Source organism: Streptomyces venetus, from assembly GCF_039540295.1.
Taxonomy (GTDB): domain Bacteria; phylum Actinomycetota; class Actinomycetes; order Streptomycetales; family Streptomycetaceae; genus Streptomyces; species Streptomyces venetus.
This window is the reverse complement of the sequence record NZ_BAABET010000003.1, coordinates 725,576-748,544: the sequence shown is the minus strand read 5'-3', so window position 1 is coordinate 748,544 and position 22,969 is coordinate 725,576. Positions and strand designations below refer to the sequence as shown.

Sequence of the window (22,969 nt, the reverse complement as noted above, 5' to 3'; positions counted from 1 at the left end):
CCGTTATCTCCTTCGCCGGAGCTGTTCGGTGCAGGTGCAGCGCAACAGGGGCTGTTCGTTCTCCGCGAGGCCGCTCCAGTCGGTCGCCGTCCTGCTGAGCCGGCCCGCGCCCTCGAAGTCCATGATCGAGAGGAGGTCCAGCAGCTTGGCCAGCGTGCGGGCCGTCTCCTTGCCGGTGGGCCGGGTGCGTTCCTCGCACAGCCATACGGCGTGCAGCAGCTGGTCGACGGTGCGGCGCAGGGGCGGGCCGTCCGCGGTGACCAGGCCCTGGGCGCGGTCCCGCCGGGCGTCCACGCCGCCCGGGTAAGGGGCCTGGGCGATCTCCAGGAGGTCGGCGCACCACTCGCGCGGGCGGCCGGGCAGGGTCGCGGCGAGGTGGCTGACGACGTCGTCGGCGCCGCCCGAGACCAGGTGGTGGTTCATCCGGTGTGCGGTGAGGGAGCGGAAGGCCCCCTCGTCCGGGCCTCCGTTGTCCGAGAGGCCGTGGTCCGGGCCTCCGTCGCCCTGGACGCCTTGCTCCCCCGCCGCCCGCCGGGCGTAGTGGTCGCGCAGCAGGTGGTGGTCGGCGTACCAGGCGGCGCCGCCGGGGCGTAGTCCGTACAGCCGGTGCACCAGCAGCTGGCGGAGGCCGAAGTCGCCTATGAAGTGGCGTTCGCAGGTGGGCCAGCCGGTGTCGGTGAGGAGCTGGGAGACGTGATGGGCGGTCAGGTGGTGGACGTGGCCCGACTGGTGATGGCGGAGCAGGACGTCCGCGCACTCCGTGTCGTGGGCCACCGACAGGTGGGTGAGGAGGTCGAGCCAGTGGGCGTGGTGCTCGGTCGGGAGCCGTACCGGTAACTGGTCCAGGATCAGTTCCCGCAGGAGCACGTCCGCGACCGGGTGTTCGGGGGCGTCGTCGCCGGGGAGTCCCGGCAGCCGTAACGGGGCGTCGAGGATGTCCCGGTCATTGGCGTCCGCCGGCATGCGGAAGGCGGCCGCTGCCGCGGCCAGCCGGATCACCGTGTGCGGCCGGCCGCCGCTCAGCCGGGCCACGGCGGCGTCGATACGGCGGCGGTTCGTGCCGCCCTCCGGCTCGGCGCGCTGCTGTCTTCGCACGGTCTCCCGTCGGAGCTGGTCGCCCGTGAGCAACGGCATCCGCAGCAGCAGCACGCCGTCGGCCAGCGGGGCCCGGTCCGCGCCCGCGTCGGTACGGCGGGACCAGGCGGGCGGGGCGCCGTCGGCGGGACGGTACTCCGCCGGTGGTGTCACCTCCTGCGACGGCAGGCCGCCGTGCAGGAAGGCGCCGCCGTCACGGCGGCGTGCCGTGCCGACGATCACCACGCGGTCGCGCTGCCCGGCCCGGCGGTCGGTGAGCACGGCCCGCAGCACCTGCTCGCCCAGGGACGACTCGGCGTGGTCCAGCAGCAGACCGGGGCGGCCGACCCGGCGCAGCCAGCCGGAGGGCGACGCGTACGCAGCCTCGAGGTCCTCGCGCAGGGCCCGGAAGAGAAAGCTCTCCGCCACCTCCCGGGCCTCGCCGCCGGCCCGGAAGTCGGCGGCGAGGATGCGCAGGCCGATCCGGGGCTGGCCGGCCGCGCCCGGGTACGCGCCGTAGATCCGTTCCAGTTCCGCCCTGCCCCGGGGCGCCAGACGCTCGAAGAGGGCGTCCAGGAGGGCGTTGCTCACGGCCGCCGAGTACGGGTCGAAGGCCTGCCCGGACAGGGTGGTCAGCAGGTTGCGGATGGTGCCGCGCAGCACGCCGCGCCAGAAGTCGCCGGTGCCCAGGCCGCGCAGGCGCTGCCGCTGGGCGAGGCCCTCGTAGCGTTCGGCCTCCGTCGCGACCGCCTCGGGCGTGCCCTCCGCGACACCGGTGGCGATCATGGCCACGCCCGCGAAGAAACGCGGAAAGGCGAACGAGCCGCCCGTGCCCTGCCAGGTGCACAGCCGCCGCGCCACCTCCACCAGGGCCTCGGTCGTGGCCGAGCGGGCGCCGGGCTCCGGGTCGGCACGGTCCGCGTACACCGGGGAGGCGCAGTCCAGGTGGATCAACGGCACCTTGGCGGCGAAACGGTCCCGCACGGCCCGCAGCAGCCGTCCCTTGCCCATGCCCGGGCCGCCGGTGAGCAGCACGACGGGCAGGTCGGGGCCGTACAGCGGCTCCCGGCCGGCACCCGACGGTGACCGGCCGAGCAGACGGGCGAAGAAGCCGTCCTCGTCGAGGAGTCTCTCGAACCCCAGTTCTTCACACACGGACCCCCCATGGTGTGCCTGCCCGCCCGGGGCGGGTGACCGTGACCGATGTGCCAGAAAAGATCCAGTGGAACACGGAATCATCCGGTCGGACAACGGGGGTTACATGGAAGGAAGTTGCGAAAAATTCCCGGGCCGATCCCGGCGACGACCGCCCGCTCCGGTCCGGCCGATCCCGGCTACGCCCGCCCGCTCCGGTGCCCGCCGACCCGGGCTACGTCTGCCGGTCCGAGGCGGGCCAGACGTAGGGGAGGTCGTCGGGGACCTCCGGGAAGTGCCGCGTGTAGGTCGTCGGGTCCTTGCGGACCAGGGCCGAGCGGTGGCTGCGGTGGAAGGAGTCGTCGCCCAGCCAGGGCGGCAGCTCGCCCTCGGCCGCCAGTGCCGGCTGGTCCCGGACCGGCGCGTGGGGTCGGGCCGTCGCGAGGTCGGCGACCAGCGTGGCCGCGCAGCTGTCCTGGTGGCCCAGTTCGCACCAGACGCGGCAGATCTCCAGGCCGTAGCGGGCCAGGGCCTCCTCGTACCCGGCCCACATCCGTACGGCCGGGTGCCTGCGCCACCCGTAGTCCGGCACGACCAGACCGCGCAGGACCTGGAGGGCCTCGACGCGCTGTTTGCCGAGCCGGCGGCGGTCCAGGACCAGGGCCGACTCCCGGAAGCCGGGGTAGGGGAGGAACGTCTGCACGCCGTCGTCCCCGGGTCAGCGGGCCACGCCCGTGGGGAGGGCCTGTTCCGCCCAGATGGTCTTGCCCGTGGCGCTCTGGCGGGTGCCCCAGCGGTCCGTCAGCTGGGCCACGAGGAGCAGGCCCCGGCCGCCCTCGTCGTAGGTGCGTGCGCGCCGCAGGTGGGGTGCGGTGTTGCCGCCGTCGGAGACCTCGCAGATCAGGGTGGTGTCGTGGATCAGGCGGAGCTGGATCGGCGGCTCGGCGTGGCGGATGGCGTTGGTGACGAGTTCGCTGACGACCAGTTCGGTGACGAAGACCGCGTCGGACAGCCCCCACCTCTCCATCTGCTCCACCACGTCCTTGCGGGTCTGGGCGACCGCCGACGGTTCGGCCGGCACCGACCAGGTGGCGAACTGGCTCGCGTCGAGCGCCCGGGTGCGGGCGATGAGCAGGGCCACGTCGTCGGCCGGGCGCTGTGGCAGCAGGTCGGCCAGCACCGTGTCGCACAGGGCGTCCAGCGAGGGCGCCGGGCGGGACAGGGCCTCCCGCAGCCGGTGCACCCCGGTGTCGAGGTCCCGGTCCCGGGTCTCCACCAGGCCGTTGGTGTAGAGCGCGAGGAGGCTGCCCTCGGGGATGTCCACCTCGGTGGCCTCGTACGGCAGGCCGCCCACGCCGAGCGGGGTCGCGGCCGGCAGGCCGACGAGGTCGACGCTGCCGTCGGGGCTCACGACGGCCGGCACGGGATGCCCGGCTCCGGAGAAGCAGCAGCGGCGCGTCACGGGGTCGTAGACGGCGTACAGGCAGGTCGCGCCCACGTCCCCGGAGGTTTCGGCAGGCCCGGTGGGGCCCAGGTGACCGGTTGGGTCCAAGTGACCAGTGGGGTTCAGGTGACCGGTGGGGTTCAGGTGACCGGTGGCCACCGTGCTCCCCCCGGCTGTTCCGGCCTCTCCGGCCTCTCCGGCCACCCCGGCCTCCCCGGCCACTCCCGCCGCCCTCGCCTCCGAGGGCCCGGTCCGCTCCTCGCCCTCCTCCTCCAGGTTCAGGCGGGCGACCAGGTCGTCCAGGTGGGTGAGGAGTTCGTCGCAGGGCAGGTCGATGTCGGCGAGGGTGCGGACGGCCGTCCGCAGCCGGCCCATGGTCGCGGAGGCGTGCAGACCGTGGCCGACGACGTCGCCGACGACCAGCGCCACCCGCGCCCCGGAGAGGGGGATGACGTCGAACCAGTCCCCGCCGACACCCGCGTGCCCGCCCGCCGGGAGATAGCGCGACGCGACCTCCACCGCCGCCTGCCGGGGCAGTCGCTGCGGCAGCAGGCTGCGCTGGAGCGTGACCGCAGTGGCGCGTTCCCGGCTGTAGCGGCGGGCGTTGTCGATGCTGACGGCGGCCCGGGCGGCCAGTTCACCCGCGAGGACCAGGTCGTCGTGGCGGAAGACGTCGGCGGTGGCGTACCTGACGAAGAAGGCGACGCCCAGGGTGGTGCCGCGGGCGGCGAGCGGCACGGTCATCACCGAGTGGATGCCGAACGCCCGGACCCGGGCGGCGCGGGCCGGGTCGCGCGCGAGCCAGGCGGTGAACGCCGGGTCGGTCGTCTCGTGCAGGGTGGCCCGTCCGGCGCGCAGGCTCTCGAAGGGCGTCGAGCCCTCCGGGTAGGACGCCACCTGGCCGGCCGCGACGGCGGCCTCCGGCGCGCCCGGGGTCACGGATCGCATCGCGACCCGCCGGAGCAGCAGCGGCCCGTCCGCGGGGAGGGCATGCGCGGGCGGTTCGTGCAGATCGTCCAGCGCGGCGAGCAGGTCTACGCTGACGAAGTCGGCCAGGGCCGGGACGGTCACGTCCGTGAGCTCCTGGGCCGTGCGGGTCACGTCGAGCGTGCTGCCGATGCGGCGGCCGGCCTCACCGATCAGCTGGAGCCGTTTGCGGGCCCAGAACTGTTCCGTCATGTCGTGCGCGGAGAGGCAGATGCCCTGGATCGTGCCCTCGGCGTCCCGCAGCGCGGAGGTGAAGACCGACCAGGCGCGCTCGCGGGTCTCCCCGGGGGCGAGCAGGAAGTTCTCCTGGTACTGCGGTTCGCCGGTGCGCAGTACCCGGACCATGCTGCGTTCCGCCCGCTCGCCGGCCTCGTCGTCGACGATCTCGGACACCCGCAGGCCCAGCATCTCCGCCTCGGTGAGCGCCGCGGCCCGTTCCATGTCCGCGTTGGCCCGCACCAGCCGGAGCCGGGTGTCGTAGATCGCCAGGGCACAGCACGGGGACTGGGCGAAACTCCAGGTCACGAGGGATTCGTCGAGGCCCGGCCGGGGCTGTCGGGGGCTCAGGGCAGAGAGGACGAGCCAAGCGGGGGCGTCGGTGCCGGGCGGCCTGTGGTGCGCGAGGACCCGGACGGTCAGCTTCCGGCCGTCACGGTGCCTGAGCGCGATGTCGCCGCTCCACCGGGGCAGCCCGGCGAGGGTGGGCAGACCGCCCCGCACCGGGATCGGCTCGGCCAGCAGGTCCCCGGCACGGCGGCCGGTCATCTCCGCGGCCGAGTACCCGAGCAGGCGCTCGGCGCCCGCGTTCCAGCCGGTCACCCTGCCCTGTTCGTCGAGGGCGACGCGGGCCGTGAGGGCTTCGCCGACCAGGTCGGCGAGTGCTTCCAGGGCTTCGGGTCCCCCTCCGCCCGACCGGGTGGCCCGGCCGACGGTGACGGGCTGCTCCATGATGGTCATCTCGCTCTCGTGGAGGTTTCAGCCATGACCCGGAAAATGTGCACTATCTCCCTGATTACCCCGATTGAGTGAAGTGTCAACTCCAGGCGGCGGGGGGCGGCGCGTGTCACCGTCGGCCGGGAGGTGAGCCTGCCGGGGCCCGGCCCGGGTAACCGGTCCCCCATGGGCGAGATCCTGGTGGGCACGTGCTCGTGGACCGACCGGGCGCTGGTCGGCAGCGGCTGGTATCCGGTGGGGCGGCGGGACGCCGAGGGGCGGTTACGGCACTACTCCGAGCGGTTCCCGGTAGTCGAGGTCGACGCGTCGTACTACGCGCTGCCGGGCGAGCGGAACAGCCTGCTGTGGGCCGAGCGGACACCGGACGGGTTCGTGTTCGACGTGAAGGCGTTCTCGCTGCTCACCGGGCATCCCACCAGGGAGTCGGCGATGCCGGAGGGGCTGCCGGCCGACCACCGGGACCCGGCGGTGCTGGACGAGGTGTGGGACCGGTTCCGCGCGGGGATCGAGCCGCTGCGGCGGGCCGGGCGGCTCGGGAGCGTGCTGTTCCAGTTCCCTCCGTGGTTCCGGCCCGGGGAGCGGGCGGAGTCGTTCCTGCGGGAGTGTGCCGAGCGGACGGACGGTTGGCCCCTCGCCGTGGAGTTCCGGCATCCCTCGTGGTGGGAGCCGGGCCGGGCCGGGGCGACGTGTTCGCTGCTCGCCCGGTACGGCATGGCCGCGGTCGCCGTCGACATGATTCAGACGCTGCCCTCCTCCGTCCCGCCGGTCACGCCCGTCACCTCGCCCCGGCTGTCCGTCGTGCGGTTCCACGGACGCAGCAGCGCGTGGGGAACCGGGAGCAAGGAGGACCGGTTCCGGTGGGAGTACGGCGAGGACGAACTCGCCGAGTGGCTCCCCCGGGTGCGGCGGCTGGCCGAGCGGACCGAGCGGGTGCACGTGCTGTTCAACAACTGCTGCGGTGACGCGGCCGTACGCGCCGCCGAGCGCATGACACGGCTTCTCGACGGCGACGCGCCGGCGGCGGACCGGGCGGACCCGGGCGGCCTGGAGGGCCTGGAGGGTCCCGGGGTGCCTAGGGCACGATCCGCACCTGCTTCGACACCGTCACCTGATCGACGTCCGACACCCGCACGGTCGTCTTCATCGTCCAGTTCCCGGCGAGGGGCAGGTTGACGGAGTTGGTGCTCCAGTAGCCGCCCACGTCGGTGAGTTCGGCGTCGATCGGGCCGATCTTCCGGGACGGGAGGGTGAAGGTGATGCGGACCTCGGGGACCACGATCAGGCCCGTGTCGCCGCCGAAGACCACGGCCTGGACACCGTTCTCGCCCACGCGGGCCGGATCCAGGGTGACCTCCACCTTGCCGCGGCCGGACAGCGTGGTACCGGTGCTTCCCCCCGTGTCGAAGGGCACCGAGATGAGGGTCGTGGGCGGCAGCGCGCCCGCCGGGGCCTGCTGGGCCGCCTCGGCCTGCGCGCGGCCGGGCAGCGTGGTGGTGAGCAGGGTGGTGATCAGCAACACCACGGCTGCCACGGCGACTTCGACGAGGACGGAGCGGCGCAGTCCGCGACGCTCGGCGTCCGCGTCACCTCCCTCGGACGCCGAGGTCGTCGCCGAGGTCGACGCCGAGGTCGACGCAGATGCCGACGACTCGTCCGGCTCGTCCGGCATCCCCGGCTCCCCCTGGTTTTCCGACGCCCTCGTGTTCTCCGGCTCCCCCGTGTTCTCCGGCTCCCCGTCCTCCCCGGGCGCCGGTGCGCCCACCGGCTGCGGTACCCGTTCCCGTACGGCGGCCGTCCGGGTGGCGGCGGCCGTACGGGCGGCGGCCGCCGGTATCGCGAGGCGAGCCGTCCAGCGCCGCGAGTAGCCGGCCGCCAGCACCAGCACGGTCACCGCGGCCAGCTTGGCCAGCAGCAGCCGCCCGTACGACGTGCCCGTCAGCGCGTCGAGGGAGCCGAGGCCGCGCCAGGACTGGTAGAGGCCGGTCACCGCCAGGACGGTCACCGAGACGAAGGCGATCCGGGAGAAGCGGGGCACGACCTCCCGCAGGGCCTCGCCGGACGCCCTGCGGATGGTCAGGAGCAGCGCCACCAGACCACCGAGCCAGACCCCGGTCGCCACCAGGTGCAGCACCGACGACGTCATCGCCAGCGGCACCTGGATCCCGGCGGAGGCGTGCTCGGCCGCCGCCCAGGTCAGCGCGAGTGCGACGGCCAGGGTCGTACCGGCCACGAGCACGGCCGGGGTCGGCTGCCGGGGCTCTTCCCGCTTGGCCAGCCGTAGCAGGAACACGGCGGTCAGGAGCAGGACGGCCAGCCGGGCGAGCAGGGCGAGGCCCGGGCCGCTGGTCAGGGTGCGTTCGACGGCCGAGACGTCGAACGCCGCCGCGGGGCCCTCGCCCGTCTCGTACGGGGCGCGCAGCAGGAGCAGGACGACCGTCGAGCCCAGCAGCGTCCACCAGGCCGCCACCAGTGGCCTGCGCAGCGGGGACGTGTCCGCCGGCCGGCACAGCAGCGCGAACGCCACCGTGCCGACGAGCAGCGCGGCGGCGAGGTAGGCGAGGTAGCGGGCGGCGTCGTGGAGGCCGTCGGTGAGCGGGTCCTCGGCGGGGCCGGTGTCGATCTGTGCGCTGGTCGCGGACCGTTCGCCGACGGAGAAGGTGAACGCGCCGGAGACCGGGTGGCTGTCGGCGGACACCACCCGCCAGGCCACCGTGTACGTGCCCCGGGCGAGCTTCCCGGGCAGGCCGACCCGGGCCGTGTCGGAGCGGCCGTCCGCGTGCCGCGCCTCGCCGGTGTGGACGCGGCGCTGGTCCGGGCCGAAGACGCGGAAGGAGTCGTCGAGCAGGCCGACGGACTCCGTGAAGGTCAGGGTGACGTTGCGGGGAGCCCGCTGGACGACTGATCCGTCGTCGGGGTCGGTGCTGCGGAGGGCGGCGTGGGCCGAGGCGGGGGTTGCTCCGCCGAGGAGCAGTACCAGCAGGGTGCCGAGCAGCACCAGGGCTTGTATGCGCCGGGGGTGTCCGACATTGGGCTCCTCGTTCCGCCGTTGGTCCACGTGGGTCTCCGGGGTCGGGCTGTACGGCTCCGGGTTATGTACGGATGGGATCGGTGTAGCGCTCACCGGCGGACGGGCCCCGCGCCCCTAAGAAGAAGGCCGGGACAGTTCTGCGATCTTGTCTGCCTCCGCTGTATAGCTTGCCGTCAGCTCTGCCGCGTCTCCGTGTTCGTAGCCCTGGAACGTGAAGCCGGGTGCCATCGTGCAGCCGAACAGGGTCCATGAGCCGCCCCCGTGGACTCTGCCGCCCATCCAGGTGCCTGCCGGCACGGTGAACTGCACGTGCTGGCCGCCGAGGACGTCCGGGCCCAGTACGACCGTCCGGGTGCTGCCGTCCGGGGCGAGCAGGAGGAGCTCCAGCGGATCCCCCAGGTAGAAGTGCCAGATCTCGTCCGTGGGCAGGCGGTGCAGGGCGGAGAAGTCGTCCGCTGTCAGGAGGGCGACGATCGCCGTGCCCTCCGGTCTGCCGTCGGGGCGTTCGGGGCCCGCCCAGGTCTGGCGGAACAGGCCGCCCTCGCGGGGGATGGGCTCCAGGCCGTAGTGCGCGATGAGGTCGTCGGGCGTCACCCGGGGAAGAGTATCTCCCGGTCCAGGAAGGCGAGCTGGGCCTTCTTCTCGGGCAGGTACACGTCCGGGAGGTCGATCTCCGGCAGGACGACCACCGGCCCTTGTGCGAAGCCCAGGGCGAGGAAACGGGTGACCGCCTTCTCGTTGCGTACGTCCGGGTCGACCACGACCCGCCGGCGGTCCAGGCCCAGCAGCACGTACCCGGCGATGACCGCCACCAGCTGGGCGGTCCAGCCGGAGCGCGCGCCGCCCGGGCCGGGGGGTGCCAGCAGCAGGTGGACGCCGATGTCGCCGGGCTGGACGTCGTAGCACTCGCTGACGCGGTCGGCGCCGGGTTCGTAGGTCTGGAGGAGCGCGACCGGTTCGTCGTCCCGGACGAGGAGGAAGGCGTGGTGCGTGGTGAGCGTGGCCATGTGGGCGTAGATCTCGGCCACCTGCTGCTCGGTCAGGTCGTTCATGCCCCAGAAGACGGCACGGTCCTCGCTCACCCAGCGGTGGATCACCCCGGCGTCGGCCTCCGGGTCCAGCGGCAGGACACGGACGGTGCCGAAGCCGTCGGTCGCCTGCTCGTGGACGGCCGTGCGGGAGGCGTACGGGTGGTCAGACATCGGTCTCCTTCTTCAGCCGGTCCCAGTCGGTGACGACCGGGACGAGGTCTCCGGCCAGCCACAGGGGGAGCTGGTCGCGGTGGTGGGGCGAGCCGGGGACGCCCGAGGCGCCGAGGGGGACGATCCAGCGGCTGTCGTCGCGGCGGGCCAGGTCCCAGACGTAGCGGGCCGCCGGGCCGCGCGCCGCCCGGTCGGTGAGGCCGGGCACGCCCGAGGTGCACAGCACACAGTCGTGGTCGCCGGAGAGGCCCGGCTCGTCGTACGGCGTCTCGGGCTCCAGCGAACGCCAGGGGGCGAGCCGGTGGGTGTCGCCCCAGACCCCGGTGGGGAGATGGGCGGCCACCTCCTCGATCGCCGCGCGGACGGCCGACGGGCGGTCGACGCCGTACAGTTCCTCGGCCCGCAACAGGTGTTCGAGGGCGAAGCCGACGCGGGGGAGGAGGGCCAGCCAGGGCTGGAACACCTCCGGGTACAGCGGTGGGGTGGCGAGGGCGGCGAAGGCCTGGTGCGCCGCCAACTGCCGTACGAGCGCGCCGCGCACCGCCGCGTAGTGGGCCGCGTCGGTGCTGTCCGCGTCCATCCGGCGGTCCCAGGCGAGGAGACGGTCCCTCAGGGCGGCGGCCTTCGGGGTGAGGCCGTCGAGGGAGCGGAGGTGGTCCAGGAGGGCGGAGGCCGAGGCGAGGTGGGTGTCCGTGTGGATGGCGGGCATGTCGGCGGCGGACCAGCGCTCCTTGCCGGCGAGCAGCGCGGTGATGCGCTCGGCGCGGTGCGGCGGGGCGAACTCGACGCCGAGAGGTTCGGCCGGGCCGCGCTGGTTGGCCATGACGGCGACGCCGTCGGTGAGTCCGGCCCGGGGCGTCTCCTGGCGGCCGTGCCACTCGTGGCCGGGCTCCCAGGCGGGCACCAGGCGCAGGCGGTTGGCCTCGGCGCGCAGCGGCACCCACCCGGCCACGCGGTGCAGGACACCGCCCTCGGTGTCGGCGGCCTGGACGACGTTGACCGGCTCGGCCCACCGGTCGAACGCCCGGTCCACGTCACCGACCCGGCGGGCCCGCAGCAGCGGCAGCAGCGCGCCGAAGCCGAGGTCGCCGGTGACGCGGGGCGGGTAGCGGAGGCTGATCGCCACGGGCGGGGCGACGGGGTCGGCCGGGCCGTCCGGATACTCCGGGTCTGACAGGCCATGCGGATTCGCCGGGTCGGCCGGACCACCCGCGTATCTCCCGTCCGCCGGGCCATGCGGGTACGCCGGGTCTGACAGGCCACCCGGACGCACCGGGTCACCCGAACCACCCGCACACCCCCCGTCCACCGAGCCACCCGGATACGCCGGCTCGCCCGAACCACCCGCATGCCTCGGACCCGCCCGGCCACCACTCCCCGACGCCGGCAGGTCCGCCGGATCGCCGTCGATCCCCTCGGGCCCCCCGATGACCACCGGCCCCCGCTCGGTCTCGATCACCTCGATCTCGACGGGCTCCTCGCCCGCCACCTCGACGACCTCCGTGTGCCGGGATGCCCGGTGCCAGACCCCGTCCGGGCCGAGGGCCTCCACTCCGGCCCCGGTGCGCCGCAGCCGCTCCCGGTACAGGTCCTGGTAGTCGGCCATGGCGTTGGTGATGGCCCAGGCGACCGTGCCGGTGTGGCCGAAGTGGGCGATGCCGGGGACGCCCGGCACGGCGAGGCCCACGACGTCGAACTCCGGGCAGGACAGGTGGATCTGCTGGTAGACGCCCGGGTCCTCGATCCAGCGGTGCGGGTCACCGGCGATGACCGCCTCGCCGGTGACGGTCCGCTCCCCGCTCACCAGCCAGCCGTTGCTGCCGGAGGTGCCCGGCCCGTCGGCGGCGAACAGCCCGACGGCGTCCGCGCCCAGGTGGGCCACGACCTGCTCCCGCCAGAGCTTGGCCGGGAACCCGGCGAAGAGGATGTGCGTGGCGAGCCAGACGCCGAGGGGGGTCCAGGGATGCCAGGTGCCGGGGGTGAGGCCGGTGCGGCGGAACTCGGGGGCGTCCTCGGCGCCCCGCGCCAGCCCCGCGTTCACCCCGGCCACATACGCCCGCACCCAGTCCGCCGTCTCCGGGTCCCGTCTCTCCAGGTCCGTGAAGCAGCGTCTGGCCGTGTCGTCGAGTCTCGCGCGTCGGGCGAAACCGTCCCAGGCCAGGGCGCTCGCGCCGAGGAAGGACGCCGAGGTGCCCTCGGCCCGGTGCCGCTCGGTCTCCAGCTGCCAGGCCCGGTCGCGGGCCGTGACAAGGCCCTGCGCGTGGGCGAGTTCGGCCGCGCCGCCCGCGCGCAGATGGGGGATGCCCCAGGCGTCGCGGTAGATCTCGATGGCCACCCTGTGCCCCCACTTCCTTTTAGGTTAGCCTTGCCTAAGTCAAAGCTGTGGCCGGAATCGTACGCGAAGGACTGAAACGTGATGGGGCAGGGGCGGGGTTGGGAGGGCGCGGTCCTCAGACTGCTGCGCGCGAAGGATTTCGAGTTCACCGTGACCGACGCGCAGGACGTCACCCCGGACTACCGCAGGCTGCGCTTCACCGACGGCGGCCTGCTCGCGGCGACCGGTGTCCATCCCACCATGTGGGTACGCCTGTGGTTCGACAACGCGGGCAAGCCTCACCAGCGGGCTTACACCCTGGTCGACCCGGACCCGGCGGCCGGGACCTTCAGCCTGGAGTTCGCCCTGCACGAGGGCCGCGCCAGCGACTGGGCCAGGGCGGCGAAGCCGGGCGACACCGTCGAGGCGACCGTGCAGGGCACCGGTTTCGAACACCCCAGCCCCGCGCCCTCCCACGTCTTCGCCGTCGGCGACCCGGCCTCGCTGCCCGCCATCAACTCCCTGCTGGACGCGCTGGGGCCCGCCCCGGCCACGGTCTGGTTCGAGGGCGGCGACGACGACCTGCCGTTCCGCACGGACCCGGACCGGCACGAGGTGCGCAAGGTGCCGCGCCAGGACTCCGGCGCCCGTCTCGTCGGCCAGGTGCGCGAGGACCTGCCCGGCCTGCTCCAGGGCACCTCCGACCCGTACGTCTGGATCGCCTGCGACACGGCGACGACCCGGACCCTGTCGGCGTACGTCCGCAGGGAACTGGGCCTGCCCAAGCAGCGGGTGCACGCGCTGGGGTACTGGCGGGCCACGTGACCGGGCCGGGCTCCGGACGCGGCCGGGCCCGCCCCGGGGGATGATCGGGGCATGGACGTCACTCTTCACCTCGCCCAGGACCCCGAGGCCGACGCGCTGCTCGGCCGCAGTCCGCTCGCCGCGCTGGTCGGGATGCTGCTGGACCAGCAAGTCCCGATGGAGTGGGCGTTCAAGGGTCCGGCGACGATCGCCCAGCGGCTCGGCGCGGACGACCTGGACGCGCACGAGATCGCCCTGCACGAACCCGAGGCCTTCGCCGCGCTGCTCTCCCAGAAGCCCGCGGTGCACCGCTACCCGGGCTCCATGGCCAAGCGGATCCAGCAGCTGTGCCAGTACCTCGTCGAGCACTACGACGGTGACGCCGAGGCCGTCTGGAAGGACGTCGGCACCGGCAAGGAGCTGCTGAAGCGGCTGTCGGAGCTGCCGGGCTTCGGCAAGCAGAAGGCACAGATCTTCCTCGCCCTGCTCGGCAAGCAGCTCGGAGTGCAGCCAACCGGATGGCGGGAGGCCGCGGGCTCGTACGGCGAGCCGGGCTCCTTCCGCTCGGTCGCCGACATCACCGGCCCCGAGTCGCTGACCAAGGTACGGGCGCACAAGCAGGAGATGAAGGCGGCGGCCAAGGCCGCGAAGGCCGGCGGGAGGTAGGGGGACTCCGGCGGCGGCAGGTAGCGGGACCCCTGCCGGCGGCAGGTAACAGGACCCCGGCCGGCAAGCAGGGCACCGGCACACACAGGCCCCTGGCAGGGCCCCGGCAGGACCCTCGCAGGACCCCGCCAGCACCCCGGCACACAGGCGTCAGCCACCTGGCCCGCCCCGGGTGGCGGGCCCGTCCGGCCCGGTCCGAGCATGGACCATGACCGAGCCACCGAGCGGCTCCCTCCGGGGCCGGAGCGAGCCCCCTCCCACGGCCCCGCTCCGCGTCCTCGCCGTCAGCGGCGGCGCGCATCCGCTCCTGCTCGGCCTCCGGCCCCTCAGCGGCCGGCCGTCCCGCGGCACTGCCCGCCCCCTGGCCGTCGTCCACGACCCGGCGCCGCCCGTCCTCAGGCGGCGGATCGGGCTCCCCGGCCCCGGACCCGAGCGTCCGGGGCCGCCCTGCGCCGACCGGGCGGATCTCGCGGCACCGGGGATGAACGGCCCGCGCGCGACGGGAATCGACCTCTAGTGAGCCCCGCACGACAGCAGCCGGTCCCCCGCGGCACACGCCCGAACGCGTGGCTGCGGGTGCTCGTCCTGCTGCTCGCCCTGCTCGTGCCCGGCGCGCACGCCGAGGCGCACACGGGGACGGTGGCCGCCGTCTCCGGGGAGAGCACGGCCGTCGAGTGCGACGTCCTCGACACCGTCCTGCGTCCGTCGGCCCGGGGCTTCCGGCGCACCGCCGTCCCGCCGCGCCCCGCCCCGCTCCCGTCTCCCGGGCCCGCGTACACCGCCCGGCACGCCGTGCCCGTACCGCCGGACACGCCGCACGCCCCGCGCCCCCCGCGTTCCGAGGTCCTGCGCTGCTGACCGGACCCGCCACCGGTCCATCACCCCCGCACGGAACCAGAAGGAACGACACGCCATGCTTCAAGACCCGTACGCGGTCCTGCGCGCCCTCCTGCGTGCCGAGGCCGTTCGCAGCGCCCCCAAGCCGCCCCGGCCCGAACGGGACACACGCGAGCAGCAGCCCGCCAGGAAACGGGAACGCGACTGACCCACCCACGGCGACGGAGGCGCCGGGCCCAGGACCTGCCCGGACGACCAGGACCTGTCCGGACGACCAGGACCTGCTCGGACGACGACAGCCCCTAGCGCCTCCGCCGCCCCGGACGCCGCGCGGTCCCGAACAAGGAGCGCGTGATCTCCCGCCCGATCTGCGTCCCCACCGGCCGGGCCGGCGACGTGAAGACCCCGCTGCCGACCACCTGCTCGACCGCGGACGGCTGCTCCCGCGCGGGCTCCCCGGGCGTCTCGCGCCGCGCGGCGTCCCGCATCTCGTCCGGCCCCTTCGCTCCCCGGCCACCACCCGCCGGCCGCTCGTACGCCGACTCCCGGTCCACGGCCCGCGCGTACCGCCCGCACAGCGGCGAGTCGGCCACCGCCCGCTCCAGGGCCTCCTGCCCGACCGGCCCCATCAGGGACTCGGGCGCCCGCAGCCGGGTCACGGCGACCGGCGTCGGGACGCCCTTCTCGTTGAGCACCGTCACCACCGCCTCGCCCGTCCCCAGGTTCGTCAGCACCTCCCCGAGGTCGTAGGGCGCCCTCGGGAAGGTCCTCACCGTGGCGTTCAGGGCCTTCCGGTCGTCCGGCGTGAAGGCGCGCAGCGCGTGCTGGACGCGGTTGCCGAGCTGCGCGAGGACATCGGCGGGCACGTCCTTCGGAGTCTGCGTCACGAAGAAGACGCCGACCCCTTTCGAGCGAATCAGCCGCACGGTCCGCGTGATCGACTCCAGGAACACCTCGGAGGCGTCGTCGAAGAGCAGGTGGGCCTCGTCGAGGAAGAAGACGAGCCGGGGCTTGTCGACGTCGCCGACCTCGGGCAGATCGTGGAAGAGGTCGGCGAGCAGCCACATCAGGAACGTCGAGAACAACCGCGGCCGGTCCTGTACGGCGTTCAGCTCCAGGACCGAGACGATGCCGCGTCCGTCCTCACCCCTCCGCAGCAACTCGGCCGTGTCGAACTCCGGCTCCCCGAAGAAACCGGACGCGCCCTGCGCCTCGAAGGCCGTGAGGGACCGCAGGATCACCCCGGCCGTGGCGACCGACAGACCGCCGACCGTCTTCAGCTCCTGCCGGCCCTCGTCCGAGGTCAGGAAGGTCACCACCGCCCTGAGGTCCTTGAGGTCGACCAGCTCCAGGCCGTTGGCGTCGGCGTAGTGGAAGATCAGGGCGAGGGACTGCTCCTGGGTCCGGTTCAGCCGCAGCACCCTGGCCAGCAGCACCGGGCCGAACCCGGTCACCGTGGCCCGGATCGGGATGCCCCGGCCGATGCCGCCGAGGGCGTAGTACTCGGCCGGGAACCCGGTCCCCGTCCAGCCCTGGTCGACGTCCCGCGCCCGGCCCTCGACCCGGGCGTCGGCGCGGCCCGGCGCGCCGATCCCGGAGAGGTCACCCTTGATGTCGGCGAGGAAGACCGGCACGCCCTGGGCGGACAGTTGCTCGGCGATCAGCTGGAGCGTCGTGGTCTTGCCGCTGCCCGTGGCGCCCGCGACCAGTCCGTGGCGGTTGAGCATCGCCAGCGGCACCCGGATCCGCGCGTCCGGCAGGCACCGCCCGCCCCACAGCAGGGCGCCCAGATGCAGGGCCGGGCCGGAGAAGGCGTAGCCCGAGGCGATCCCCAGAGCCTCCCGGGGGAGGGCGGCCGCGCGGGCGGACACCTGGGGCGCGGGGGCCTGCGACGTGGTCTCGCGGTCAGGCATGTCACGCCCCTGTTCCCGGTTCGTACCGCCTTGCGGGTATTTTTTCAGCGTCGCACTCCGTCGCCACGGCTGCGCCCGGAAGGTCCCGCCCGGTAGGCTTTCCGTGTGATCTTCAAGCGCATCGGAAACGGCCGGCCGTACCCCGACCACGGCCGGGACAGCACCCGGCAGTGGGCGGACGTCGCGCCGCGCCCGGTCCGCCTCGATCAGCTGGTGACGACGAAGCAGCAGCTCGACCTGGAGACCCTGCTCGCCGAGGACTCGACGTTCTACGGCGACCTCTTCGCGCACGTCGTGAAGTGGCAGGGCGACCTGTACCTGGAGGACGGCCTGCACCGCGCGGTGCGGGCGGCGTTGCAGCAGCGCCAGGTACTGCACGCGCGCGTGCTCGAGCTCGACTGACCCTCACCGGTGACGGGTTGGCCCTTTCGGGTTCTGCTGGGCGACGTCGAATGATCATCTAGTAGGCATCGTCGCCCGGGCGCACTACGCTGCGCTCATGAGCATGCTGACTCCCCCCGGCATGGGCGGCAAGTACCGCATCACGGGCAACAAGTACCCCCGGATGCGCAGGCCCCGGCGGCACGGCAGGCTCGTCGTCCTGGTCGTCTCCTCCGCTGCTGTGCTCGGCGTGGGCGGCTGGGGCACCTTGCAGCTCATCGACGTCTTCACCGGGGGCGGCAGAAAGGCTTCGGCGGCCGCCGACGGCACGGACTGCGCGCCCACGACCAAGGCGAGCCCGAGCCCCTCGCCCAGCGCGAAGCCCCTGCCCGAGCCGCGCACGATCACCGTCAACGTCCTCAACGCCACCACCCGCAGCGGTCTGGCGAAGAAGACCGCCGACGAGCTGAAGAAGCGCGGCTTCAAGATCGGCGACGTGGGCAACGCGCCCAAGGAGTACGACAAGAAGGTGAAGGGCGCCGGCATGCTGCTCGGCCCCGCCGCCGCCCTCGACACCTCACTGCCCGTCCTCGGCACCCAGCTCCCCGGCGCCGAGCGCCGCACCGAGGCGGCCCGCGAGGGCGACGCCGTCGACCTCGTCATCGGGGACACCTTCAAGACGCTGGCCAAACAGCCGGACGCCGACCGGGCCCTGACCAAGCTGGCCAGTCCCGAGCCGGCGCCCACGTCGAAGAAGGGGTGCTAGGGCCCGACATCGGGCCCCGGGGGCTTACTCGGCCGCCCCGTACATCCGGTCACCCGCGTCGCCGAGGCCCGGGACGATGTAGCCGTGCTCGTTCAGGCGCTCGTCGACCGAGGCGGTCACGACCGTCACCGGCGTGCCGGCCAGCTCGCGCTCCATGACCTCGACGCCCTCCGGCGCGGCCAGCAGCACCACGGCGGTCACGTCGTCGGCGCCGCGCCGGATCAGCTCCTGGATCGCCGCGACCAGCGTGCCGCCGGTGGCGAGCATCGGGTCCAGCACGTACACCTGACGGCCCGACAGGTCCTCCGGCATACGCGTGGCGTACGTGGACGCCTCGAGCGTCTCCTCGTTGCGGATCATGCCGAGGAAGCCCACCTCGGCGGTCGGCAGCAGCCGGACCATGCCGTCCAGCATGCCGAGGCCGGCCCGCAGGATCGGCACCACCAGCGGACGCGGGTGGGACAGCTTGACGCCCGTGGTCACGGCCACCGGCGTCTGGATGTCGACCTGTTCGGTGCGTACGTCGCGCGTGGCCTCGTAGGCGAGCAGGGTGACCAGCTCGTCGGCGAGACGACGGAAGGTCGCGGAGTCGGTGCGCTGGTCGCGCAGCGTGGTGAGCTTGTGGGCGACCAGGGGGTGGTCGACGACGTGGAGACGCATGTCCACAACAGTAACCGGGCCGGATGACGCCGGCCGCACGGTGAGCCCCCCGCCCGGCCGCCACCCGTTCGCCTGCGTCAACCGCCCGTCCGGGGGAAAACGAGAAGGACGCGCACTGGGGTGGTGAGACTGATGCCCGACCGGGCTTACCGAGACGATCCGTCGCCGCGCGCACGGCGCGGGACGGACCTGGCGGCCGACAAGGCCGACAACAGGGGCCGGAGCGGGGAGACCGCCCGGACCGACGAGAGCATCCGGAGCTCGCTGACCGGGCTCACCGGACGGCCGGGACGGGCCGGGCCGGACGGCACCGGCGAGACCGACGCCGAGCGCCGCAGGCGCCGCGCCCGGTTCCTGCGCGACCTCGCGGAGGCCCGGGAGCTGCGCGACCGCGTCCAGCCGCGCCGCGTCAAGGTGGCCCGGCTGCGGCACGCCATGCGCATGCGCACGTTCCGCTGGTAGGAAAGCTGGTAGGAAACGAGTGAGGAAACCCCCGGGGAAGATCACGAACCGCGTGGACGTTGTCGGGGTGACCGTGCGTGGAGCAGGGGAAAGCCGCGTACGATCCGCTGGTGGCGGCAACGAGCGTGCGGGCAGAACTGCCGGACACAGGGTGCCGAAGACGTCCCCTGAACGCCTTGTTTCTGCCACGATTCCGAGTGGGCGGGGCTCGGAGCAGCACTCCCCGCCCGCAACCTCCGCCGGGGGGACCTCCAACCGGCACGCCTATGACCAGTGGGAGAGTCACGGTGTACTTCGCCGCACTGCTCGCGCGCACCGAAGACGGGTGGGAAGCGAGCGACACAGAGCTGGACGATGTGGAGACCCTGTCGGATCTGGCCGACCTGGCCCGTGAAGCCTCCCCCGACGAGGACACGGTGCTCGTGCTCATCGAGCAGGAGGACGCCTGGTTCGGCGTCGTCCGCGTGGACGGCGAGGACGACCCTCGCATCTACGTCTCGGACGCCGCCGCGGCTGCCCGCAGCAGCTACGGCGAGATCCTGCTCACCGACGAGCTGCTCGGCCGGGACCCGGACGACGGGGACGACCTGGACGCCCTCGACCTCGACGGCACCGAGGACGGTGAAGCCGACGGGGACGACGAGTCCGACGACGGTGACGGGGCCGCCGGTGCCGCCGAGCTCGTGCCGCACGGCCCGGTCGGCGACGCCCAGGTCCTCGACGACCTCGGCGTGAGCGAGAAGGAGCTGCGTTCGATGTCCACGGACGCCGTCACCGAGATCGCCGAGTCCCTCGGCGCCTCGGAGACCCTGGAGACCGTCCGCTGACCGCTCGCACCACTCCAGGACCGCCGGACCCGGTGCGGGACCCCTGGCGGCCCGCGATGCGGCTCGCCCTGGAGGAGGCCGCCAGGGCCGTCCAGGGCGGGGACGTCCCCGTCGGAGCCGTCGTACTCGCCCCGGACGGCACCACGGTGCTCACGTCCGGGCACAACGAACGCGAGGCCGGCGGCGACCCGACGGCCCACGCGGAACTCCTCGCCCTCCGGCGGGCCGCCGCCGAGCTCGGCGCGTGGCGACTCGCCGGCTGCACCCTCGTGGTGACGCTGGAGCCCTGCACCATGTGCGCGGGCGCGATCCAGCAGTCCCGCGTCGACCGGCTCGTCTACGGGGCCCGCGACGAGAAGGCCGGTGCGGTCGGCTCCCTGTGGGACCTCGTGCGCGACCGGCGGCTCAACCACCGGCCCGAAGTGATCGAGGGCGTCCTCGCCGAGGACTGCGCACGGCTGCTCACGGAGTTCTTCCGGGCCCGCTGAATACCGATTTCAAAGCACGCGGCACCTTGCTGTAAGGTCTCCCTCGGTAGCGTGTCCGAGCGGCCGAAGGAGCTCGCCTCGAAAGCGAGTGTGGCGCAAGTCACCGAGGGTTCAAATCCCTCCGCTACCGCTTGAGAAGGGCCCCGTCCTAGGACGGGGCCCTTCGTGCGATCTGCCCCTTCGTGTCCTCGGACCTTCGTGCGATCATGTGCGCTGTTTGAGACAACAGTGACAGGGGAGGCCGCGATGGCGGTGAACGCGAAGAAGGTCGCCGTCTACGTGCTCGTGGTCTTCGCGCTGTACGTGATCGTGACGGACCCGGCCAAGGCCGCCGACTACGTCCAGATAGGGTTCCAGGGCGTATCGGACGCCGCCCAGGCCCTCGGCGACTTCGCCACGTGGGTCGCCAACGGAGGAAAGTGATGATCCGCCACCTGGTCCTCTTCAAGCTCAACGAGGGCGTCGAGCGCGACGACCCGCGGGTCCTGGCGGGCGTCGAGGCCTTCCGTGCGCTCGACGGCAAGATCCCCGAGCTCCGCTTCTGGGAGCTCGGCTGGAACGTCAGCGACCGCCCCATCGCCTACGACTTCGCCATCAACTCGGCCTTCGACGACGCGGAGGCGCTGCGCCGGTACGTGGAGCACCCCGACCATCAGGCGGGTGTCGCGCTGTGGCGGGAGTTCGCCACCTGGGTGATCGCCGACTACGAGTTCTGACGCGTTCCGGCGCATACCGGTGCTTTCCGGCGCGTTCCGGCGCGTTCCGGCGCCCGGAGTCCCGAAGCGCTTCGAGCCCCCGTCATTCCGACGGGGGCTCTGTGCTTGCCCCTCAACACGTAGTTATGAGGTGCTTGCACACAGTGCACATCTCTTGTGATGCTATGACCGCTTTTAGTAGAAGCGTGGACGGTGAGTTGTCGGATGACGAGGTGGAGTTGACCGTGCTGGCCAGTACCGCACCTCAGGCACCGTCCTCGCCTCAGGCACCGCCCTCGCCACAGGAGCAGCCCTCACCTCAGGAGCAGCCCTCGGAAGCGGCTCCACGGAGGAGCCGGGGGGCCGACACCCGTGCCCTTACGCAGGTGCTGTTCGGGCAGCTCAAGGAGCTCCAGCCGGGCACGCCGGAGCACGACCGGGTGCGTGGGGCGCTCATCGAGGCCAATCTGCCGCTGGTGCGCTACGCGGCCGCTCGTTTCCGCTCCCGCAACGAGCCGATGGAGGACGTCGTCCAGGTCGGCACGATCGGGCTCATCAACGCCATCGACCGCTTCGACCCCGACCGGGGCGTGCAGTTCCCGACGTTCGCGATGCCGACGGTCGTCGGAGAGATCAAGCGGTACTTCCGCGACAACGTCCGTACCGTCCACGTGCCGCGCCGGCTCCACGAGCTGTGGGTACAGGTCAACAGCGCGACCGAGGACCTGACCACCTCGTTCGGGCGGTCCCCGACGACCGCGGAGATCGCCGAGCGGCTGCGGATCACCGAGGACGAGGTGCTGTCCTGCATCGAGGCCGGGCGGTCGTACCACGCGACCTCGCTGGAGGCCGCGCAGGAGGGCGACGGGCTGCCGGGGCTGCTGGACCGGCTCGGCTACGAGGATCCCGCGCTGGACGGGGTGGAGCACCGGGATCTCGTACGGCATCTGCTCGTGCAGCTGCCCGAACGGGAGCAGCGGATCCTGCTGCTGCGGTACTACAGCAATCTCACGCAGTCTCAGATCAGCGCGGAACTCGGTGTCTCGCAGATGCATGTGTCGCGGCTACTCGCGCGTAGCTTCCAGCGGTTGCGGTCTGCCAACCGGATCGACGCGTAATCGGAAACCCGCTCGAAGGGTCACCGGGGCGGGGGAATCGCAGGTCAGCGTGGTTCCCGGCAGTTTTGGCCCGACGCGGCGTCAGACCCCTTGTTTGCAGGGCGGATTCGCGTCTCAGATGTCGACATGTCACTACAGCGTGTTGCCGACATGTGACATTCTGCGGGAAGCGCGTTTGCCGGGGCTTCGGCGCCGGTATTCAGGTGAAGGCTGCGTTCCTCGCACGAGGGGCGTCGCCGCGACCGTCCCGCGACCCAAAGGGGGTGGCATGTCCGCAGAACAGGGCAGCTCGAAGGTGCTCACGCTCGCGGAGAGCGAGTCAGCTCCCCATGCTCTCGACTCACTCGGCCCCATCGACGATGTTCCGGCCGAGCTCGCGACCGAGCCCGCCCCGGTGCTTCCGGCCGCGGGCGCCATCGACACCCGCACCCTGTCCCGCTCCCTGTTCCTGCGGCTGGCCGCGCTGGATGAGGACAGCCCCGAGCGTGCCTACGTTCGGGACACGCTGATCGAGCTCAATCTGCCGCTGGTGCGGTACGCGGCGGCGCGGTTCCGGTCCCGCAACGAGCCGATGGAGGACATCGTCCAGGTCGGCACGATCGGGCTGATCAAGGCGATCGACCGGTTCGACTGCGAACGGGGTGTCGAGTTCCCGACGTTCGCGATGCCAACCGTGGTCGGTGAGATCAAGCGGTTCTTCCGCGACACGTCGTGGTCGGTGCGGGTGCCGCGCCGGCTTCAGGAACTGCGGCTCGCGCTGACCAAGGCGAGTGACGAGCTGTCGCAGAAGCTGGACCGCTCTCCGACCGTGACCGAACTCGCCTCCGTGCTCGGGGTGTCCGAGGAGGACGTGGTCGACGGGCTGGCGGTGGGGAACGCGTACACGGCGTCCTCGCTGGACTCTCCGGCGCCGGAGGACGACGGTGGCGAGGGGTCGCTGGCGGACCGGCTGGGGTACGAGGACACCGCCCTGGAGGGTGTCGAGTACCGGGAGTCGCTGAAGCCGCTGCTGGCCAAGCTGCCGCCTCGGGAGCGGCGGATCATCATGCTGCGCTTCTTCGCGAACATGACGCAGTCGCAGATCGGCGAGGAGGTGGGCATCTCGCAGATGCACGTCTCCCGTCTTCTGACGCGGACGCTGGCGCAGCTGCGGGAAGGTCTCATCTCGGACTGAGCCGCACCACCGGCCGCGCGTGCCGGTTGGGGGGGTGGGTC

General features: G+C 73.0%; 24 protein-coding genes and 1 tRNA gene. 16 read left to right on the top strand and 9 right to left on the bottom strand.

Features of this window, described 5'->3' with window-relative positions:
• Nucleotides 1–3 precede the first annotated feature (3 nt).
• The 3 genes from ABEA82_RS13270 to ABEA82_RS13260 all read right to left on the bottom strand — a co-directional run bounded on the left by ABEA82_RS13270 (nucleotide 4) and on the right by ABEA82_RS13260 (nucleotide 5,587).
• Nucleotides 4–2,229 (bottom strand): hypothetical protein, encoded by a 2,226-nt coding sequence (locus tag ABEA82_RS13270; protein WP_345661609.1) that lies wholly within the window; start codon nucleotides 2,227–2,229, stop codon nucleotides 4–6.
• A gap of 214 nt (nucleotides 2,230–2,443) precedes the next feature.
• A complete protein-coding gene (locus ABEA82_RS13265; protein WP_345661608.1) occupies nucleotides 2,444–2,911 on the bottom strand; it encodes an MSMEG_6728 family protein in 468 nt (155 codons plus the stop codon).
• A gap of 15 nt (nucleotides 2,912–2,926) precedes the next feature.
• On the bottom strand, nucleotides 2,927–5,587 hold the full coding sequence (locus ABEA82_RS13260) for a SpoIIE family protein phosphatase (protein WP_345661719.1): 2,661 nt from the start codon (nucleotides 5,585–5,587) through the stop codon (nucleotides 2,927–2,929).
• Between the two features lie 171 nt (nucleotides 5,588–5,758).
• Between ABEA82_RS13260 and ABEA82_RS13255 the strand changes: the two genes are divergently transcribed.
• Nucleotides 5,759–6,766 (top strand): DUF72 domain-containing protein, encoded by a 1,008-nt coding sequence (locus ABEA82_RS13255; RefSeq protein WP_345661607.1) that lies wholly within the window; start codon nucleotides 5,759–5,761, stop codon nucleotides 6,764–6,766.
• Here ABEA82_RS13255 and ABEA82_RS13250 read toward each other — a convergent pair.
• From ABEA82_RS13250 to ABEA82_RS13235, 4 genes are all read right to left on the bottom strand, one after another.
• Complete coding sequence (locus tag ABEA82_RS13250; RefSeq protein ID WP_345661718.1) at nucleotides 6,666–8,588, bottom strand: copper resistance CopC/CopD family protein; 1,923 nt, start codon at nucleotides 8,586–8,588, stop codon at nucleotides 6,666–6,668. The genes ABEA82_RS13255 and ABEA82_RS13250 overlap by 101 nt on opposite strands.
• Before the next feature lie 147 nt (nucleotides 8,589–8,735).
• Complete coding sequence (locus ABEA82_RS13245; RefSeq protein WP_345661606.1) at nucleotides 8,736–9,215, bottom strand: cupin domain-containing protein; 480 nt, start codon at nucleotides 9,213–9,215, stop codon at nucleotides 8,736–8,738.
• Entirely contained in the window at nucleotides 9,212–9,823 is a 612-nt protein-coding gene (locus ABEA82_RS13240) for a GNAT family N-acetyltransferase (RefSeq protein ID WP_345661605.1), read from the bottom strand. The genes ABEA82_RS13245 and ABEA82_RS13240 overlap by 4 nt, the downstream gene beginning before the upstream one ends.
• The gene (locus ABEA82_RS13235; protein WP_345661604.1) at nucleotides 9,816–12,158 is read right to left on the bottom strand and encodes a penicillin acylase family protein; all 2,343 of its coding nucleotides are present in this window, start codon (nucleotides 12,156–12,158) and stop codon (nucleotides 9,816–9,818) included. Before ABEA82_RS13235 ends, ABEA82_RS13240 begins: the two co-directional genes overlap by 8 nt.
• A gap of 81 nt (nucleotides 12,159–12,239) precedes the next feature.
• Between ABEA82_RS13235 and ABEA82_RS13230 the strand changes: the two genes are divergently transcribed.
• The 5 genes from ABEA82_RS13230 (at nucleotide 12,240) to ABEA82_RS13210 (ending at nucleotide 14,652) form a co-directional block, all read left to right on the top strand.
• Nucleotides 12,240–12,962, top strand: coding sequence for a siderophore-interacting protein (locus ABEA82_RS13230; RefSeq protein ID WP_345661603.1), 723 nt, complete (start codon nucleotides 12,240–12,242; stop codon nucleotides 12,960–12,962).
• A 51-nt stretch (nucleotides 12,963–13,013) separates the two neighbouring features.
• Complete coding sequence (locus ABEA82_RS13225) at nucleotides 13,014–13,607, top strand: HhH-GPD-type base excision DNA repair protein (protein WP_345661602.1); 594 nt, start codon at nucleotides 13,014–13,016, stop codon at nucleotides 13,605–13,607.
• A 208-nt stretch (nucleotides 13,608–13,815) separates the two neighbouring features.
• Nucleotides 13,816–14,124, top strand: coding sequence for a hypothetical protein (locus tag ABEA82_RS13220; RefSeq protein WP_345661601.1), 309 nt, complete (start codon nucleotides 13,816–13,818; stop codon nucleotides 14,122–14,124).
• Complete coding sequence (locus ABEA82_RS13215; RefSeq protein ID WP_345661600.1) at nucleotides 14,124–14,465, top strand: hypothetical protein; 342 nt, start codon at nucleotides 14,124–14,126, stop codon at nucleotides 14,463–14,465. The genes ABEA82_RS13220 and ABEA82_RS13215 overlap by 1 nt, the downstream gene beginning before the upstream one ends.
• Nucleotides 14,466–14,520: 55 nt before the next feature.
• Nucleotides 14,521–14,652 (top strand): hypothetical protein, encoded by a 132-nt coding sequence (locus ABEA82_RS13210; RefSeq protein WP_345661599.1) that lies wholly within the window; start codon nucleotides 14,521–14,523, stop codon nucleotides 14,650–14,652.
• Between the two features lie 94 nt (nucleotides 14,653–14,746).
• Here ABEA82_RS13210 and ABEA82_RS13205 read toward each other — a convergent pair whose 3' ends face one another.
• The gene (locus ABEA82_RS13205) at nucleotides 14,747–16,357 is read right to left on the bottom strand and encodes a helicase HerA-like domain-containing protein (RefSeq protein WP_345661598.1); all 1,611 of its coding nucleotides are present in this window, start codon (nucleotides 16,355–16,357) and stop codon (nucleotides 14,747–14,749) included.
• A gap of 105 nt (nucleotides 16,358–16,462) precedes the next feature.
• Here ABEA82_RS13205 and ABEA82_RS13200 point away from each other — a divergent pair, with 105 nt between their 5' ends.
• Together ABEA82_RS13200 and ABEA82_RS13195 are read left to right on the top strand one after the other, a co-directional pair.
• On the top strand, nucleotides 16,463–16,759 hold the full coding sequence (locus ABEA82_RS13200) for a type II toxin-antitoxin system VapB family antitoxin (RefSeq protein WP_003991361.1): 297 nt from the start codon (nucleotides 16,463–16,465) through the stop codon (nucleotides 16,757–16,759).
• Between the two features lie 121 nt (nucleotides 16,760–16,880).
• Nucleotides 16,881–17,504 carry a LytR C-terminal domain-containing protein gene (locus ABEA82_RS13195; RefSeq protein ID WP_345661717.1) on the top strand — a complete coding sequence of 208 codons (624 nt, stop codon included), beginning with the start codon at nucleotides 16,881–16,883 and terminating at the stop codon, nucleotides 17,502–17,504.
• 24 nt (nucleotides 17,505–17,528) lie between these two features.
• Here the strand turns inward: ABEA82_RS13195 and upp are convergent, their stop codons facing one another.
• Nucleotides 17,529–18,164: a uracil phosphoribosyltransferase gene (upp, locus tag ABEA82_RS13190; protein ID WP_345661597.1), complete on the bottom strand. Its 636-nt coding sequence runs from the start codon at nucleotides 18,162–18,164 to the stop codon at nucleotides 17,529–17,531.
• Nucleotides 18,165–18,428: 264 nt separating this feature from the next.
• Here upp and ABEA82_RS13185 point away from each other — a divergent pair, with 264 nt between their 5' ends.
• The 8 genes from ABEA82_RS13185 to ABEA82_RS13150 all read left to right on the top strand — a co-directional run bounded on the left by ABEA82_RS13185 (nucleotide 18,429) and on the right by ABEA82_RS13150 (nucleotide 22,928).
• On the top strand, nucleotides 18,429–18,626 hold the full coding sequence (locus tag ABEA82_RS13185; protein WP_345661716.1) for a hypothetical protein: 198 nt from the start codon (nucleotides 18,429–18,431) through the stop codon (nucleotides 18,624–18,626).
• 287 nt (nucleotides 18,627–18,913) lie between these two features.
• A complete protein-coding gene (locus tag ABEA82_RS13180) occupies nucleotides 18,914–19,453 on the top strand; it encodes a tRNA adenosine deaminase-associated protein (RefSeq protein WP_345661715.1) in 540 nt (179 codons plus the stop codon).
• Between the two features lie 56 nt (nucleotides 19,454–19,509).
• The gene (gene tadA, locus ABEA82_RS13175) at nucleotides 19,510–19,941 is read left to right on the top strand and encodes a tRNA adenosine(34) deaminase TadA (protein ID WP_345661714.1); all 432 of its coding nucleotides are present in this window, start codon (nucleotides 19,510–19,512) and stop codon (nucleotides 19,939–19,941) included.
• A gap of 45 nt (nucleotides 19,942–19,986) precedes the next feature.
• Nucleotides 19,987–20,071: transfer RNA gene (locus ABEA82_RS13170), tRNA-Ser, on the top strand.
• A 116-nt stretch (nucleotides 20,072–20,187) separates the two neighbouring features.
• Nucleotides 20,188–20,364: a hypothetical protein gene (locus ABEA82_RS13165; RefSeq protein ID WP_039933072.1), complete on the top strand. Its 177-nt coding sequence runs from the start codon at nucleotides 20,188–20,190 to the stop codon at nucleotides 20,362–20,364.
• Nucleotides 20,364–20,657 carry a Dabb family protein gene (locus ABEA82_RS13160; RefSeq protein ID WP_345661596.1) on the top strand — a complete coding sequence of 98 codons (294 nt, stop codon included), beginning with the start codon at nucleotides 20,364–20,366 and terminating at the stop codon, nucleotides 20,655–20,657. The genes ABEA82_RS13165 and ABEA82_RS13160 overlap by 1 nt, the downstream gene beginning before the upstream one ends.
• Nucleotides 20,658–20,821: 164 nt before the next feature.
• Entirely contained in the window at nucleotides 20,822–21,754 is a 933-nt protein-coding gene (locus tag ABEA82_RS13155; RefSeq protein ID WP_345661595.1) for an RNA polymerase sigma factor SigF, read from the top strand.
• A 268-nt stretch (nucleotides 21,755–22,022) separates the two neighbouring features.
• Nucleotides 22,023–22,928 (top strand): RNA polymerase sigma factor SigF, encoded by a 906-nt coding sequence (locus ABEA82_RS13150; protein WP_345661594.1) that lies wholly within the window; start codon nucleotides 22,023–22,025, stop codon nucleotides 22,926–22,928.
• Nucleotides 22,929–22,969 lie beyond the last annotated feature (41 nt).